At 37.5% G+C, this 15,047-nt stretch carries 12 protein-coding genes; 7 read left to right on the forward strand and 5 right to left on the reverse strand.

Translation table 11 applies throughout. From position 1 onward, the window contains the following. Window positions 1-138: 138 nt before the first annotated feature. Window positions 139-552 (forward strand): 4a-hydroxytetrahydrobiopterin dehydratase, encoded by a 414-nt coding sequence (locus VB715_RS03785; RefSeq protein WP_323299865.1) that lies wholly within the window; start codon window positions 139-141, stop codon window positions 550-552. Between the two features lie 123 nt (window positions 553-675). On the opposite strand, the gene VB715_RS03790 is transcribed toward VB715_RS03785, so the two are convergent. Further along, window positions 676-6,624 carry a translocation/assembly module TamB domain-containing protein gene (locus VB715_RS03790; RefSeq protein ID WP_323299866.1) on the reverse strand — a complete coding sequence of 1,983 codons (5,949 nt, stop codon included), beginning with the start codon at window positions 6,622-6,624 and terminating at the stop codon, window positions 676-678. A 183-nt stretch (window positions 6,625-6,807) separates the two neighbouring features. Between VB715_RS03790 and VB715_RS03795 the strand changes: the two genes are divergently transcribed. Next, window positions 6,808-7,998, forward strand: a complete 1,191-nt coding sequence (locus VB715_RS03795) for a Ycf66 family protein (RefSeq protein WP_323299867.1) — start codon at window positions 6,808-6,810, stop codon at window positions 7,996-7,998. Between the two features lie 56 nt (window positions 7,999-8,054). Here VB715_RS03795 and VB715_RS03800 read toward each other — a convergent pair whose 3' ends face one another. From VB715_RS03800 to folD, 3 genes are all read right to left on the reverse strand, one after another. Then, on the reverse strand, window positions 8,055-8,918 hold the full coding sequence (locus VB715_RS03800) for an amino acid ABC transporter substrate-binding protein (RefSeq protein ID WP_323299868.1): 864 nt from the start codon (window positions 8,916-8,918) through the stop codon (window positions 8,055-8,057). Next, window positions 8,902-9,960 (reverse strand): AI-2E family transporter, encoded by a 1,059-nt coding sequence (locus VB715_RS03805; RefSeq protein ID WP_323299869.1) that lies wholly within the window; start codon window positions 9,958-9,960, stop codon window positions 8,902-8,904. Before VB715_RS03805 ends, VB715_RS03800 begins: the two co-directional genes overlap by 17 nt. Window positions 9,961-10,024: 64 nt before the next feature. Beyond that, window positions 10,025-10,897 (reverse strand): bifunctional methylenetetrahydrofolate dehydrogenase/methenyltetrahydrofolate cyclohydrolase FolD, encoded by an 873-nt coding sequence (gene folD, locus VB715_RS03810; protein ID WP_323299870.1) that lies wholly within the window; start codon window positions 10,895-10,897, stop codon window positions 10,025-10,027. A gap of 93 nt (window positions 10,898-10,990) precedes the next feature. Here folD and VB715_RS03815 point away from each other — a divergent pair, with 93 nt between their 5' ends. From VB715_RS03815 to rpsN, 4 genes are all read left to right on the forward strand, one after another. After that, on the forward strand, window positions 10,991-11,497 hold the full coding sequence (locus VB715_RS03815) for a DNA-binding protein (protein ID WP_323299871.1): 507 nt from the start codon (window positions 10,991-10,993) through the stop codon (window positions 11,495-11,497). Further along, window positions 11,460-11,918 (forward strand): NUDIX hydrolase, encoded by a 459-nt coding sequence (locus VB715_RS03820; protein WP_323299872.1) that lies wholly within the window; start codon window positions 11,460-11,462, stop codon window positions 11,916-11,918. The genes VB715_RS03815 and VB715_RS03820 overlap by 38 nt, the downstream gene beginning before the upstream one ends. Window positions 11,919-12,080: 162 nt before the next feature. Next, entirely contained in the window at window positions 12,081-13,472 is a 1,392-nt protein-coding gene (gene ctpB, locus VB715_RS03825) for a carboxyl-terminal processing protease CtpB (RefSeq protein ID WP_323299873.1), read from the forward strand. A 177-nt stretch (window positions 13,473-13,649) separates the two neighbouring features. Next, window positions 13,650-13,952, forward strand: coding sequence for a 30S ribosomal protein S14 (gene rpsN / locus VB715_RS03830; protein ID WP_323299874.1), 303 nt, complete (start codon window positions 13,650-13,652; stop codon window positions 13,950-13,952). Between the two features lie 101 nt (window positions 13,953-14,053). Here the strand turns inward: rpsN and VB715_RS03835 are convergent, their stop codons facing one another. Next, the gene (locus VB715_RS03835) at window positions 14,054-14,389 is read right to left on the reverse strand and encodes a hypothetical protein (RefSeq protein WP_323299875.1); all 336 of its coding nucleotides are present in this window, start codon (window positions 14,387-14,389) and stop codon (window positions 14,054-14,056) included. Window positions 14,390-14,417: 28 nt separating this feature from the next. On the opposite strand from VB715_RS03835, the gene aat reads away from it, so the two are divergent. Next, window positions 14,418-14,999 carry a leucyl/phenylalanyl-tRNA--protein transferase gene (aat, locus tag VB715_RS03840; protein ID WP_323299876.1) on the forward strand — a complete coding sequence of 194 codons (582 nt, stop codon included), beginning with the start codon at window positions 14,418-14,420 and terminating at the stop codon, window positions 14,997-14,999. The last annotated feature ends 48 nt before the right edge of the window (window positions 15,000-15,047 follow it).

The raw sequence follows: 15,047 nt of genomic DNA on the forward strand, positions 1-15,047 counted from the left end.
ACCGTATTATGGTGATGGAGTTAGTGTAAGGGATATCTTCTGTTTGATACTTCCCCCTTATTGACTCATCCAACTGGGTGAATTTTCCGGAAATTGATTTTTGTTAAGCTAAGAATGATAAGAAGTTAGGAATGAGGTATGAAAGGAATTAGAGTGATCTTGCTTTTATGTATGGCAATGTTTCTATTTATTGCTAGTAGCACTTTCCCCTTGAATTCTCAGGCTTCTCTATCTCCTATTGTCAATCATGAAATAGCTATGAGCGATCTTAAAATATTATCGTCTGAAGAATTAAAAACCGCGTTAAAACAATTAGATGGTTGGACTGAAAAAGAGGGTAAATTACATCGTCAGTTTCAATTCAAGTCCTTTGTTGAAGCTTTTGGTTTTATGTCTAGTGTTGCTTTAGTTGCTGAATCAATGGGCCATCATCCTGAATGGTTTAATGTTTATAATCGTGTCACCATGGATTTAACGACTCATGATGCAGGAGGGATTACTAATAAAGATGTTAATTTGGCTAAAAAAGCCAATGAATTAGCAAAATTTTAAGAGAAATAAATGTATTAAGAATTAGATTGGGTTGCTTTTCTGACTTGCTCCCTATCTAATTCCAAAGCTTCGGCAATCTGTTCTATATTTAATCCTAATAGAATCAATTTGCTATTACTTTCCTTAAAAATTTGTTTCATAACGAATTGTAGCTTCATTCAACCCATAGTCATAAGAAAATCGAATTAGAGAACTTTGTGGCAGTTCATAAACCGTTTCTAACACAGGATATAAACGTAAATTGGTTAAGCCTAATTTTTGGCCAAATTCACTCGTTGCTTCATTAGATTCAAAGACCCAATCTTGTAAAAAGGGTAAGACAACCACAGCAGATTGTAGGACACCTGCTTCAAGTAATTGGGTAGAATTTTGCCTTTGTAATTGCTCCGCAATATCAGATTTTTGTGTCCCAAATAATGTTAAAAGTTCACTATTACTAAGAGGAGGATTACTTGAAAATGAAACAATAGGAGAACGCAGTAAATCTTGAATAGAATTGGTTCCTAAATTATTAACTTCAATACATCTTGCTAGTTGGCGTAACTTCTCAGGAGAAATCTCGGAAGATGCAGGAATTGGGGGACTATTGGCAGATCTTAGTTGACAAACTTGTTCTAATTGTTGACCCAAATTAGGCAATACTTCACTAGCACTTCCTCGAATTTTCAAGGTAACTTCTGCTGATTTTGATCGACCACTTTGCACAATATCATCGGTAATTTCATTATCTTTAATTGATTGTAATCCCACGAGGAAAAGATAAAATTTTAATTCTAAGTCAATATTGGGATTTAATAACCCTTGGTTGGGTAAAAATGTCAAGGTATTTTCATGTTGACGACTGACAAATACACGGGTAATTGGAATATTAACTTGACCACCATTAATCCTAATTTGTCCTGATGGTTCAAGAGATAGTAATTCAGTAATTGATAAGCTATTTATTTGACCGTTTAAAGCGATATCACCACTCAAATTAAGAAAGACATTAGGGGTTTCGCTAAAGATATTTGGTCTTTTGCTGGTTCGTTGAACTGCGATTTCTTCAAGAGATATCTTAAAATTATTTAATTGAGGGGGAATAACTAAGTTATTTTCTGAAGCTAATGTTCCTAACCAGTTAACAAAAATTTCGGACTTATTTTCTGGTTTTATATTTATTTCAGGAACCATTAATTTTCCTTCACTAAATATTACTTCTCCTCCAATAATTGGGCTAATTAATGCTCCTGTGATTAAGATTTCTCCATTAATTAATCCTTGATAAATTCCCGATTGATTAATCTCATTTTGAGCAATATTAATGGTCAGAGGGTTGATAATTGGATTATTAGGATTAGGGGGAAATAAAGGGAAAATTCCTCTTGCATTTATATGAGTTTTGGCAAAGTTTGCAGTTAAATCTTCTACATTAATATTGCCATTTTTTAGTTTAATTTGTCCATTAAGTGTGACGACTGTGGGTAAAAGATTATTAGTAAATTTTGCTTGATTTAAGTTAATATCAATTTTACTATCAGGATCTAAAGATAGCTTGATTTGATTATTAACATAAAGTTTACCATTGATATCAGCATTAATACCGCCATTTCCCTCTACCCAAATAATTTGATCCAGGGTGAGAGGTTGCAATAACGCAAAAGCTTGGTTGCCTAAATTTGCTTTAATATCAAAGTCATTATTACGATTTCCTAGAATTGGAAAAGGTATATTAGCTGTAATTTTTATAAAATCTGGATAGGTTGTATTCACCCTAAGTTTATCATCACTGTAATTAAATTTACCGCTTAAATTTTGATTAAGTAATCTAGCATTAATTGCACCATCATTAAATGCAAACTGTCCATCAATGTTTGGTTTAGCTAAAGTTCCATTTATCGTTCCTTCAAGATTAATAATTCCATTGGCATCACTGGGGATAACAATCAAGTTACGCACCAGATCTAAGGTTAAATTTTGTATCTTAAATTCGGAGGAATCTAAAGAAAATTTAGTATTTTCATAAGCTAAATTAAGGGTTGCATTAACTAAAGCTTGTCCAAATTTAATACTAGGATTTAATTTAATTAGTCCATCACTTAACTCTCCTTGAATCGCCAATTTTTCAATGGGAATTACTTGAGAACTTTCCATCACTAATCCCAAGGATCTGACAATTGAAGCGGTAGAAGATTGAGGAGTCCATTGCCATTTATCTCCTTGAAATTCTAAAGAAATTTTAGGATCTTGAAGGGTTCCACTTAAATTAAGTTGAGCTTGATATTTGCCTCGAAAATCTAATTCTCTGGGTAAGTCTCCTGCTTGAGTTTCCGTAAAAACTTGTCGAACTTTACGATCATTATTCCAGAATTGATTGAGTTGTTGATCAAGGGGAGACTCTGCATCTCCTAATGGGTTTGGGCTAATTTTCTCTGCTGTCGTAAAGTCAGGTTTTTTGAGTTGTAATAACCTTAGTAAACTATCCCAGTTGGAAATTTGTAAGGCGGTTAAAATATCTTGAATATAACCATTATTTATGTTAGCATTTCCTCTTATTTCTCTTGATTTAACATCAAAACTGCCCGCAATATTATAGCTGCTTTCGCCAATGTTGAGAGTGGTTTCTTCTAAGATAAATTGTTGGTCTTGATAGATGACATTTGCTTGCAATTTACCGCCTACTATTTTACCAAATCGAGGATCAATAATTGTTAGTTTTCCTATCGCTTTTGACTTTGAAGGATTAAAAGTCAAATCAAAATTGAGGGTTCCTCCTAAATAATTGGGCAAACCATAATCCCCTAAAGGCATGATTCTTAAGCGTTCTATTGGTAAATTTTCTATTCTGGCAATTAGGTTATTATCTTGACTACTTCCTTGGGCAATAATGGGAGATTTATTATTATAATCTTGACGAATTTCAAAAGATTGAATTGAATAAGGAAAAAGACATTTTTCCTGTAAGCAAGGTTTAACCAAAGCACTTATAATGTCTTGTTTTCCCTGTAAGTTAATTGATATTTTTTCAGATAAGTCTACTTGTACTTTTCCTTGTAAAATAGGTTCAAAAATTAACTTATTAAAACTCAATTCTGATAATTTTAGATCCCCATTTAATTGTAAATTGCCTGAAGAAAAAGGAGCCGTTAATAAATTATTACCCGCTAATTTTCCCTTAAATTCTCCGACTCCTGTTAATTGTAAGGTTTCGGGTAAAAAATGTCGCTTTATTGGTATTTTTGCGATAATTTGATTCAAGGGTAAGCTGGCTAAATTCAATTTAGTATCTACATTAATTAAGAGATTTTTAACATCGGGATTTGTTAATAAATTGGAGATCAGAAAAGAACCATCTGCTTCTAAGGTTTCTTCTCCTAACTGAAGGGAAATATTTTGTATTTTAATGGGAAGTAAGGTTTCCGCGACTAAGATGGAATCTAAAGCAATAGAAGTCTTGATTTTTCCATTAAGTGTTTGAGATGTTAATGATGAGAATAATTCAGGATTTATTTGTGATAAATTAATGTTATTTGTGTTAATATTAGATTGGATTTGGTTATTCTTTAACTGACTAGATAATGTAACTTTTCCTTGGGCAATTTCTAATTCTGCTTCTGTAGAACCCGCAAGACTGCTAAGATCAAAGGAAAGCAAAGATGATAAATTAGCGGTTAAATTACCTTGAACTTTGTTGACTTTAATGAGAGGATATCCTTTGAGAACAAATGGAGTTGGTGATGAGGGTATCTTTGCAACATTAACGTTGATAGTTCCTTGATTTAATTGACTGTTAGCTGTTATAGTTTGATTGGCAATTAATAGCTCAGTATTTGCTCTGATTTGTACTGTATTAAAGTTGGGTTTTGTTCCCGAAAATAAAAGCGATCGCAGATTTGTTTTTAAGTCAATTTCACTCTGAACAATATTAACGGGAATAGGAAGCTGAGAAAACACCTGATTAACCGATAAATCATTAATATTAGCAACCCCTGTTAAGGACTCTCCCTGTAAATTCCCCCTGGCAATAATGCGACTATTTCCTATAGTTAAGGCAAGATTACCATTACCTTTAAGTGCATTTAAGTTAAGGGTTGAATTTTGCCAAATTGTTGTTAAGTCACCCAATAAATTGATTTGAGCATTATTCAAACTCACAGGAAGTGTTAACTGAGGTAAAAATGAATTGATGGGCAATTGTAAGGTTGTTAATGATGTGATAAAATTGCCTTGTTGGATTTGACTATTAATCCCAATTTTACCCTGATCAATCGATAATAAGAGATTAGAATCTATTTTAAGAGATTGTAGGATAGGTTGCTTAAAGTTACCCGCTAAGCGAATATTTCCGTTATTTAAGATAATATTTTGAGGACATTTAAAAAGTTGATTTTGACAGAAAACAGCAGCAAAGGAATTTAAGTCTAATTTCTCTGTCAACAAAGAAACTTGCCATTGTGTATTTTTTACATTCCCCCTTCCCGTGACATTAATTGTTCCTTTTTTTGTCTTAATTACTGTATCATTTAAAAGCAAATTATCTTGTTTAATTAAAATATTGCCTTGACCAACAACTTCAGTATTTAATTGTTTTAAGTTTCCCGAAGTTTGCCATTTAATCAAACCATTAAGATTGTCGAGAGTCCCTTTAACTGTTCCTTGTGCTTTCAACAAATCTAAATTTAATTGATTAGGTAACTTGTAATAAGCATTAATCAGGGTTTTACTCGGTAATTTTGTTTGAAAACTCAACTCAAAAGGTAAGGTTTTAAAATCATTTTTTTTCTTTTCTTTGATTAATTTAGTTAGATTTTGTTTTAGTTTTCCTTGCGCTTTAATTTCTCCTCCTCCTTGGGTTTCAATTTGTACATTTTGTAATAAAAAATTATCCAAACTTACTTGAAACTCAGCCACAATCTTTTTAATTGGGGTTTGAGCAACTTCAATGATTTTAGTATTAACAATTTCTCCCTTTAATAACGGATTTTGAAACAGTCCCGAAAGATTAAGATTGGACTCAAACTCTCCCTTAAGCTTAAAAGGAAAAGAAAACGGAAAAACCTGACGAATGTTACTAACACTTAAATTCCGAACAGCAATATTAATATTACTTCCCGTCTTCCAATCATAATAACCTTGGATAGTTGTGATGATTTTCCCTAAACTAATTTGAGCTTTATCAATTAAAATCTTATCCTTATCAAAGGAAATATTAGCCAAAGCTCGAATCGGTTCTTTTAAGGGTTTAACTTGTCCTTTAAACTCTCCTAAAGCTAGATTTCCCTTACCTTGAGTTTCCCTCAAATTTTCAATAGATGGTACATTAAGATTAAGATTTGCTTGTAAATTACCTCCCACAACTTCCACCGGAAAATTAGGCAATAGAGACATCACTGCTGGTAAAGCTAACTTATTCAAGGTTAACTCAATTTCACTTTGCATTGTAGTGATTAATGTTCTCCCCTTAAGAGTAATTTCGTCCCTATCAAAAAAGCCAAGATTAATGGCATATTTCCATTGTTTTTCTCCCTTTTCTTGATAAGTTGCCTTACCCTTCAATTTCATTTTAACCGGATTCTTAGCATTCTGAGGAAATAAAGCAATATCAGTATTTTTGACATCAAAAGTTAAATCTAAATCAACAGGAATTAGTTCATCACTTATATTTAACGTTAACCACTCATCTTGAGACTTTTGACGAATTTCAACCTGAACATCTTCAGGAGAAATTGTAATTGGTAAAGTTCCCTCAAATAAAACAGCGAGGGGATTAAACTTAATAATGACAGTTTTTGCTATTAATTGATTTTTATGTTCAGAAGTCGCTGGAATCGAAGCCCCTTCTAGCTGTAAACTGGTCAAAGAAAACCCATTTAACTCCCCAATTTCCACCGGACGATTAATCACTTGACTAACTTGTTCTTCTAACCAAGGAGGTAAATATTCCCGCAAAAATAAACGTAACCCCCCATAACCAAGGAGAATTAAAGCAAAAGACGTAGTTCCCACAGCGATAGTCTTGGGTTGTCTCAGCAGTCTCAGAAGATGGTTAAGACGCTGAGAAAGGGAGTTTTGAGGCGTTGGAGACTGACTCATAGGGTTTACCCCGAAACGGGAGAGAGAGGAGTTGTGCTGCGAAAATTGATATCGCTAAGCAAAACAGGATTTTGTTGATTAATCTAACTTACTTTTGTAAAATTCTTTGGGAGAATTGATCAGCAATAACGGGCAATATGCCTCACAATAAGAAAAAGAAACCACCAAAGGAGTAACCCACAGATGTTGGCATACATCCTAGCGATCGCTATTGCCCTTGCAAGCTTAAGTCTTTATTTATCGGCATTTTTCTTACCGGAACTGCATCGAAAAGATGACTTTCTCTGGAGTGGTGTCGGTTTATTCTACGCCCTCATTTTATGGGTATGTGCAGGAAGAATGACAGGAGGAGTTTTGTTAGGCCAAGCGGCTGCTGTCACCTTAATGTTATCCTTTGGTTGGCAAACGGTTCGCTTACGACGGGCGATCGCCCATCCTGATGAACAAACGGATCTTAGCGGATTTTCTTTGCTAACTTGGGTACAAAACCGTCTGGGGAAAAAAACCCAACCCCAACCTATAACCCCTCCAGTGGTTGAAACACCTACCCCAGTTATAGAAGAAACAGAGGAACCTGAAATTCCTCAAGGTGAAGTAATTTCTCAACCCCAAGAAACCCCTGAAATAGAAACCTCAGAAGTTGTTGAGGAAATGACCTTAGAGGAAGTTCTAGAAGTCGCTGAGGCCAGAGAAGCCTCTGTTACCATAGAGGAAACTGAAACTCCTGAAACAGAACCTTTATCCGAACCCCTTATGACGGAAACGGAGACTGAAGCAGAACTATCATCCGATGTTCCCCCTCAACCAGTAATTAAAAAACAGGGATTTTCCTTGAAATCTTGGTTTGGGTTTGGGAAATCTAAGTCTCAACCTGTTTCTAAACCTTTACCAGAACAGGAAAAAGAGACAGAAGCAGAAAACTGGGAAGATGAAGATGAAGATGAATCATTAGAAATTGAAGAAACTATCCCAATGGTTGTCGAAACAACCGAAGAAATGACAAGGGAAGAAAAAAACTGGGATGATGATGATGATGATGACTTGTCAGAAGTTGTAGAAGAAACTGAAGTAATTACAGCAGAAACTATTGTAGAAATTCCTGAAGAAACTACGATTTCATCGGAAGTTGTACTAGAAAAAACAACTAATCAACCCGAAACTTTAGAACAATATGTGGCTGATTTTGAACCATTTCTTGCTGATGATGAAGCAGAAACATTGATTGAAAGCTATCAACCTAAACTGGAGAAAGTGGCAACTGAAACCGTTAAGATAGAACCAGAAACCCCACCTTTTCCCGTTACTTCTGCCGAGACTGCTGAACAATCAGAAAAGGTTGAAGAAACGCCAGAAAAATCAGAAGATACAAAATAATTAAAGCCCGCGAAGGCGGGCTTTGTTTATATAGCAAAACCCTTCAGGGTTTAAAATTAGGTTTGTGTCTGACAAAAAGATTCTATCGCCTTAATTTGCGGTAAAATTTCCCCAAACCACTGTTCAAAACTGCTTCTACTAGCAGAATTTTTGATGACTGAGTTCACAAAATTTAACCATTCAGGATCATTTTTAGGTAAAATTAAGCCATAATTTTCACAGTCTAAGGGGTATTTTGGCAGCAAAACATAGTCTTTGCCGATCGCCAATCCTTGGATTAATGCTTCTCCGATTAATAAAATTCCATCACTAGCAAATGCTTCTATTTTGCCCCCTTGTAAGGCTTGTAGACCTCGAAAACGCCCCGTAACACCTTGAAATTCTACCTGATTTGCAGAGGGATATTTTTGAGAAATTAATTGTTCATTACTCGTATTTCTTAAGACTCCAATTAACACATTCTCTAAGGTACTATTTGAGTTGATTAATTGTTCATTTTCCGCCTTGACAAGTAGTTGAGTCCCTGTCCGAAAGAAGGGAGAAGAAAATTGAATATTATAGTCAGAAACAGCACGAATTGTATTAGGACCACATTCTAAATCAACAATGCGATCGCTGACTAATTCAAAGCGATTAAATAGGGTTGATTTATATAACTTAATAGCGATTACTTTTTTGTTTAATTTACGTTGTAATTCCCCTCGAACAACCGCGATAAAATCTAGACATAATCCGTTTAAATCTCCATTAATATCTCGATAACCAAAGGGGACTGCATCTTCTCGAATACCTACTTTAAGTAACCCTGTTTGATTAATTTTTTCTAACACAGTTTCTGTTTGTGCATTGGTAGGTAAAGATAAAAGTAACCCAAAAAGTAAAGGAGTCAAGCTAAATAGTTGTTTAAATTTTATCATCATATTCAATAATATTAATTAAGGGATTCCAAGGATCTAAAATATCTTTAAATAAAACTTCTTCTATCCAAGTTTTGGTCACAACTGCTAAAGGGAGAGCTAATAATAATCCCAAGATACCAAAAGCTTGAGCAAAGAAAATTTGTGCCATTAAGGTAACGGCTGGTAAAAGGGAAACTTGTTTGGCCATTACTGTTGGGGTTAACCAATAACTTTCGATGTTTTGAATGATAAAATACCAAACAACAATTGCCCAAATTTTCCAAGGAGCATCAAGTAATGCTACCATAAGGGGAAAAACTACACTTGCTGCTGGGCCAACATTGGGAATAAAATTTAATAACCCTGCTAATATAGCATGAACTAAGACTAATTTAACTTGTAAAATCCATAACCCTAAACCACTTAATGTCCCAATAAATAAGCAATTAATTGTAATTCCCATCAACCAGTTACCTAAAGCAACTTCAGAAATATCTAGAATTTCATCTCCTCTTCTTCGATAAAAAGACGGAAATAACTTGAGAAAAGCTTTTCGATATCTTTGGGGATCAATAATCATCATAATGGTTAGGATAAAAACAAAAATTAATTGTAAAATCACCACAAAAGAATTAGAAAATAATTTGAAAAAATTCTTAAATATTGCCGTTGACAAAGGTTGTAATTGGTTAATTAAATCCGTTAAAGATGGGGTAGAAGACAACCAAAAAAAACGACTTTCTTGCTCACTCAATGAGATTAATGTCTCTCTAAATTTTCCCCAAATATTCGGTAATAAATCAAGTAAATTTTGAAACTGATCGATAAAGGGAGGAACCACTAAACCAAAGAAAAGAATGGTTAATAAAATCAGGCTACTAATAGCAATAAAAATTCCTAGATTTCGTTGAATTTTAAACCGTTGTAGCCATTTTATTAGTCGATTAAGTGCCGTCGCAAAAATAACTGCCGTAAAAATAAGTAAAAGCAGTTGTCTAATTTGCCAAAGAATATAACCGGAAATGACTAAGCTAGATAACCCAATCCACTGACCAAAATTCACGGTTTCATTGCCAATAAAAATTAATGTTGATTAACCGTAACACAGCCTTCTAGGCTGTCACAACTCAAACTTGTTGGCCATAACTTAAAACCGTATTCTGTAATAACATCGCCACCGTCATCGGGCCAACCCCCCCAGGGACAGGAGTAATATAGTTAGCGACTTCTGCCACAGAATCAAAGTGAAAATCCCCCACCAACTGAGAAGCCCCATCCGGCCTAATTATACGATTAATTCCCACATCAACCGCCACGGCCCCTGGTTTAACCATTTCCCCAGTAATCAATAGGGGTTTTCCCACCGCAGCAATGATAATATCTCCTTGACGGGTCATTGCTCCTAAATCTGGAGTACGAGAATGGGCAATTGTTACCGTTGCATTTTTCTCCAACAACATCAAGGCCAAGGGTTTTCCGACTAAAATACTACGTCCTACCACAACAGCGTGTTTACCTGCGACCTCAATCTGATATTCTTCTAGAAGATTCATGACTCCGGCTGGGGTGCAACTGCGTAATCCCTTTTCCCCCCGCACTAATCGGCCTAAATTCATAGGATGGAGGCCATCAGCGTCCTTATCAGGAGCGATCGCTAATAATAAGGAAACGGTATCCAAATGAGCAGGTAAAGGCAACTGAACCAAAATCCCATCCACCCGTTCATCTTGATTGAGTTCCTTAATGATAGACTCCACCTCTTGTTGAGAACTTTGGTGGGGTAAATGACGACCAAAAGAAGCGATACCTACCTTAGCACAAGCCCGTTCCTTGTTGCGAACATAAACCGCACTCGCGGGGTCATCTCCGACCATAATGACAGCTAAACCAGGAGGACGACCGATTTTAGGCTGTAACTGTTCAATGGATGCTTTGAGTTCAAGCTGAATTTTTTGGGCTAATGCTTTACCGTTTAACAAAGAAGCAGTCTGAGGAGCCATGGATAATTGTCAGTAAATTTTGGAACGTAGGAGCATTCTAAGGTGTCCTATTGGTTAAGATATCTCAAGAAGGTCAAGCTAATCACGGTCATCATGAAAATTTTAAACATTCGAGGGGTTCATGGTGGACTATTATCCCTCCTGGTGGGGGGACTGGTTGGTTGTACCCCACTTAATTATTTAGGGTTAGCACAAACCCCCCTTACTCCTATTCGGGAAATTTCCCCCCAACCTAGTACACAAACCAGTCCAGAAGCAGGAATTATTTACATAGAGGGAAAAGTCGTTGATCGGGCCCCTTTTATGGAAAGTGGTTCCTATCAACTCCAGGATGCCACAGGGACAGTTTGGGTACTGACTAATGGCGACCTTCCCCAAACGGGGCAAGAGATCATAATAAAAGGAAAAGTGGCCTATCAATCGATTGCCATTGGCGGCCAAGATGTGGGGGAATTGTATATTGTTGAGGTAGAAAAACTTGACACCCCTCCTGTCGCTTCCTCTCCTGTCGCTCAACCTGTGTCCTCTCCCCAAGTTAAACCCACACCCCAACCGAATTTCGATGAATTCCTCCTCCCCCATAAACGTAACGCCAAATAGTGTCATTCCTGCCGTTGCTGTCGCTATCCTCTATCAAGATGGTCACTTTTTAATGCAGTTGCGAGACGATATTCCCACCATTCTCTATCCCGGCCATTGGGGATTTTTTGGGGGTCATCTAGAACCGAATGAAACCCCAGAAGAAGGGGTTAAACGAGAAATCTGGGAAGAAATTGCCTACGATCTGCAAAATCCCACTATCTTTGATTGTTATGCCGATGAACGGGCGATTCGTCATATTTTCCATGCTCCCCTCACGGTTCCCCTAGAACAGTTAGTCTTACAAGAGGGAGCAGACTTGGAATTAGTGCCGCCTGAAGATATCGCAAAAGGGCAATGTTATTCAGGAAAACTTGACAAAGTGCGTCCTCTTGGCCCAATTCACCAAAAAATTTTACTCGATTTCTTAAATTCCCATTAAAGTAGAACAAAGGAGGAACATCATGACCCCAAGGTCGATCTCTAAATTTACCCTTAATTAAGTTCTAAGGGGTAACTCCTCAGTTCTTACTGGCAATTTCTTGTCCGCTTTACTCTTAACTAACGCCTTCTCACCTAATTCCCCCTTGACCTTGATAATACTATGAATAACTGTATAAAACGCCTGAGTCTCAATCACCCTTTACTCTGGGGAGGAATTGTCGCTACGATTTCCCTACATAGCCTCACCTCTCCCGCTTTGAGTGCGCCCCAACCCGAAGTGTTAGAAGATAATCCCAAAGCCATGGTCGATGAGATGTGGCAAATTGTTAATAATGAGTTTGTGGATCGGAACTTTAATCGGGTTGATTGGCAAGAAAAACGACGGGAATTACTCAGCCAAGACTATGCTAACCCCAAACAAGCTTATAAAGCGATTCGGGACGCTCTCAAAGACTTAGGCGACCCCTATACTCGCTTTTTACCCCCTAATGAATTTTCTGTCCTCACCAGTCAAACCTCTGGGGAGTTATCAGGAGTAGGTGTCCGACTAGCCCTCGATAAACGCACTAGCCAACTTTATGTCGTAGAATCTGTCAGAAATTCCCCCGCTATGGAAGCTGGAGTTAAACGAGGCGATCGCCTGATTCGGATCAATGGCAAACCCACCGCTTTAATGAGCTTAGAACAGGCCCAAGAAGAAATTACCGGAGCAGTGGGTACGGAAGTTAGTTTACAGTTATCTCGGCGGGAAAAAGGGGTATTTCAAGTCACTCTCAAACGCGCTCAGATTGAAATTGCTTCCGTGACTTATCATCTCCAAGAAGATGAAAAACATCGCATTGGTTATATCAAATTAGATGAATTTAGCTCCCATGCTGCTGAACAAATGAAACAAGCGATCGAAGAGCTAGGACAGCAACAGGTTTCTGGTTTCATTTTAGACTTACGGGGTAATCCAGGGGGACTCCTCTTTTCTAGCGTCGATATTGCCCGTCTCTGGCTCCAAAAAGGAGAAATTGTCAGTACCATTGATCGTAAAGGCGGTGATCGCCATTTTTCAGCCAATGGTACATCAATCACAGATTTACCCTTAGTGATCTTAGTGGATGAAGGGTCAGCCAGTGCCAGCGAAATTCTGACAGGGGCCCTTAAGGAAAATGGCCGGGCCACCATTGTTGGCACCACCACTTATGGCAAAGGAACAGTACAGTCCGTACATTCTCTCACTGATGGTTCCGGGTTAGCTGTCACCATTGCCCGTTATTATCCACCAAGCGGCACGGATATTAACCATAAAGGCATTCGTCCTGATGTCTATCTTGACTTAACTATGGAGCAACAAGTTCAGTTAAGAAATGATCCAACCTTGATGGGAACCGATGCTGATCCCCAATATAATCGTGCGCTCTCGATTTTAAAGAGTAATGCTGCACCACTCTCTACTCCGGCCACCCCAAAACCGATTGGACTCCGTTGGCAACAATTACGTCAAACGGTTCAAGATCCTAATCCTCGCTGGGACAGAATGCAAGAAAAAGTCACCGATAATTAGGGTGATGGGGTAATCGCAAAAGTCAGAAGTAGTAGGGGCGGGTTTTTTACCCCGCCCCGATAGGATTCTCACCACAACACTGCTGTTCCCTTTCAACCGAAATCTATTGTCCTGGGGGAAAATTTTGATAAGATAGGAAATAGTGTCTTTAATCAGAAAATTCTAAACTGAACCCCTATGGCTAAAAAAAGCTTGATCGAACGCGAGAAAAAACGTAAACGCTTAATTGATAAGTATGCAGATAAGCGAGAAGCTCTGAAAGAAGAGTTTAACAATGCTGAAGACTACGAAGAAAAAATCGAGATTCATCGTCAAATACAACGTTTACCCCGTAATAGTGCGCCTAACCGTCTTCGTAACCGTTGTTGGTTAACAGGCCGCTCTAGAGGATATTATCGGGATTTTGGCTTATCCCGTAATGTTCTACGAGAATGGGCCCATGAAGGGTTACTTCCTGGGGTAGTTAAATCTAGCTGGTAAGCTTTTCTTAAGACTAAATTAAGATGGCTTTCAAGGAATGATCGAATCAAGTGAGTGGGACAGTCCGATAAACAGAAAGGATGTCCCTATTCCTTGTGGAACTAACTTTCCCCACAGCAACGATCAATACCTAAACTATCTAAAATTAAGTCACTGACTGCATTCGCAACGGCAAACTCGCTAAAAAACGATTCTCGAAAATCAAAGGCCTGCATTTCCGTCACAATGGCAATGACTAGGGAGCCTAAATCATTTTCCCCTTCTAATCGCTGACGCACGAAAATTTGAGCGGCCCTTTTAGCAATATTTTCGTTGACTTTTTCAGGGATAAACTCTTCATCTAACCAGTTTTGCAAAGCCACCTGCAACCATTCCCCTTCCTGTTGGGGATTGCGAATTGGGGGTAAAGTAATGGGAGGAATCGGTTCTGCCGTCATGGAACTTTATTAACTACGGAAATCTACGATGGAATTTGCCGAAGATCTAGACCCCATTATACAGGGATATGCTCAAGGTTACTTTTTGATGACGGATGAACACAATGTTCTGGGGTGGTATTCCAGTCGTCAACGGGCCCTAGTCCCCTTAGATGAGGGTTTTCGCTATCCTAAATCCCTGCAACGGGTTTTGAATCAAGAACAGTTTTCTGTCGCCATTAATCGGGATTTTTTGGGGGTTTGTCAGGGTTGTGCTGATCGAGAGGTGACTTGGATTTCTCCTGAACTAATTGAAATCTATTATCAGCTACATTTGGCTGGATTTGCTCATAGTTTTGAAACTTGGCAAGGAGACGAATTAGCCGGAGGAATTTTAGGCCTTACCCTTGGGGGTGCTTTTATTGGAGAATCGATGTTTTATCGTATTCCCAATGGCTCTAAAGTGGCTATGGTAAAGTTAGTAGAACATTTAAAAGCCAGAGGGTTTATCTTATTTGATGCCCAATTACAAAATGAACATTTAGAAAGATTTGGTTCTTATTTAGTCAGTGATAAAGAATATCAAAATTTATTGCAAAAAGCGTTAAATATTTCTTGTATTTTTGTTTGAAATGAATTACACAAAAACTGTGGTGTGGACAATGCCCACCCTAGGTTT

It is taken from the genome of Crocosphaera sp. UHCC 0190 (assembly GCF_034932065.1).
Taxonomy (GTDB): Bacteria; Cyanobacteriota; Cyanobacteriia; order Cyanobacteriales; family Microcystaceae; genus UHCC-0190.

What these genes read in the sequence shown, in the direction of transcription:
- VB715_RS03785 (WP_323299865.1), top strand. Translation starts at nt 139, where the DNA reads ATGAAAGGAATTAGAGTGATCTTGCTTTTATGTATGGCAATGTTTCTA.
- VB715_RS03790 (WP_323299866.1), bottom strand. Translation starts at nt 6,624, where the DNA reads ATGAGTCAGTCTCCAACGCCTCAAAACTCCCTTTCTCAGCGTCTTAAC.
- VB715_RS03795 (WP_323299867.1), top strand. Translation starts at nt 6,808, where the DNA reads ATGTTGGCATACATCCTAGCGATCGCTATTGCCCTTGCAAGCTTAAGT.
- VB715_RS03800 (WP_323299868.1), bottom strand. Translation starts at nt 8,918, where the DNA reads ATGATGATAAAATTTAAACAACTATTTAGCTTGACTCCTTTACTTTTT.
- folD (WP_323299870.1), bottom strand. Translation starts at nt 10,897, where the DNA reads ATGGCTCCTCAGACTGCTTCTTTGTTAAACGGTAAAGCATTAGCCCAA.
- VB715_RS03815 (WP_323299871.1), top strand. Translation starts at nt 10,991, where the DNA reads ATGAAAATTTTAAACATTCGAGGGGTTCATGGTGGACTATTATCCCTC.
- VB715_RS03820 (WP_323299872.1), top strand. Translation starts at nt 11,460, where the DNA reads ATGAATTCCTCCTCCCCCATAAACGTAACGCCAAATAGTGTCATTCCT.
- ctpB (WP_323299873.1), top strand. Translation starts at nt 12,081, where the DNA reads ATGAATAACTGTATAAAACGCCTGAGTCTCAATCACCCTTTACTCTGG.
- rpsN (WP_323299874.1), top strand. Translation starts at nt 13,650, where the DNA reads ATGGCTAAAAAAAGCTTGATCGAACGCGAGAAAAAACGTAAACGCTTA.
- VB715_RS03835 (WP_323299875.1), bottom strand. Translation starts at nt 14,389, where the DNA reads ATGACGGCAGAACCGATTCCTCCCATTACTTTACCCCCAATTCGCAAT.
- aat (WP_323299876.1), top strand. Translation starts at nt 14,418, where the DNA reads ATGGAATTTGCCGAAGATCTAGACCCCATTATACAGGGATATGCTCAA.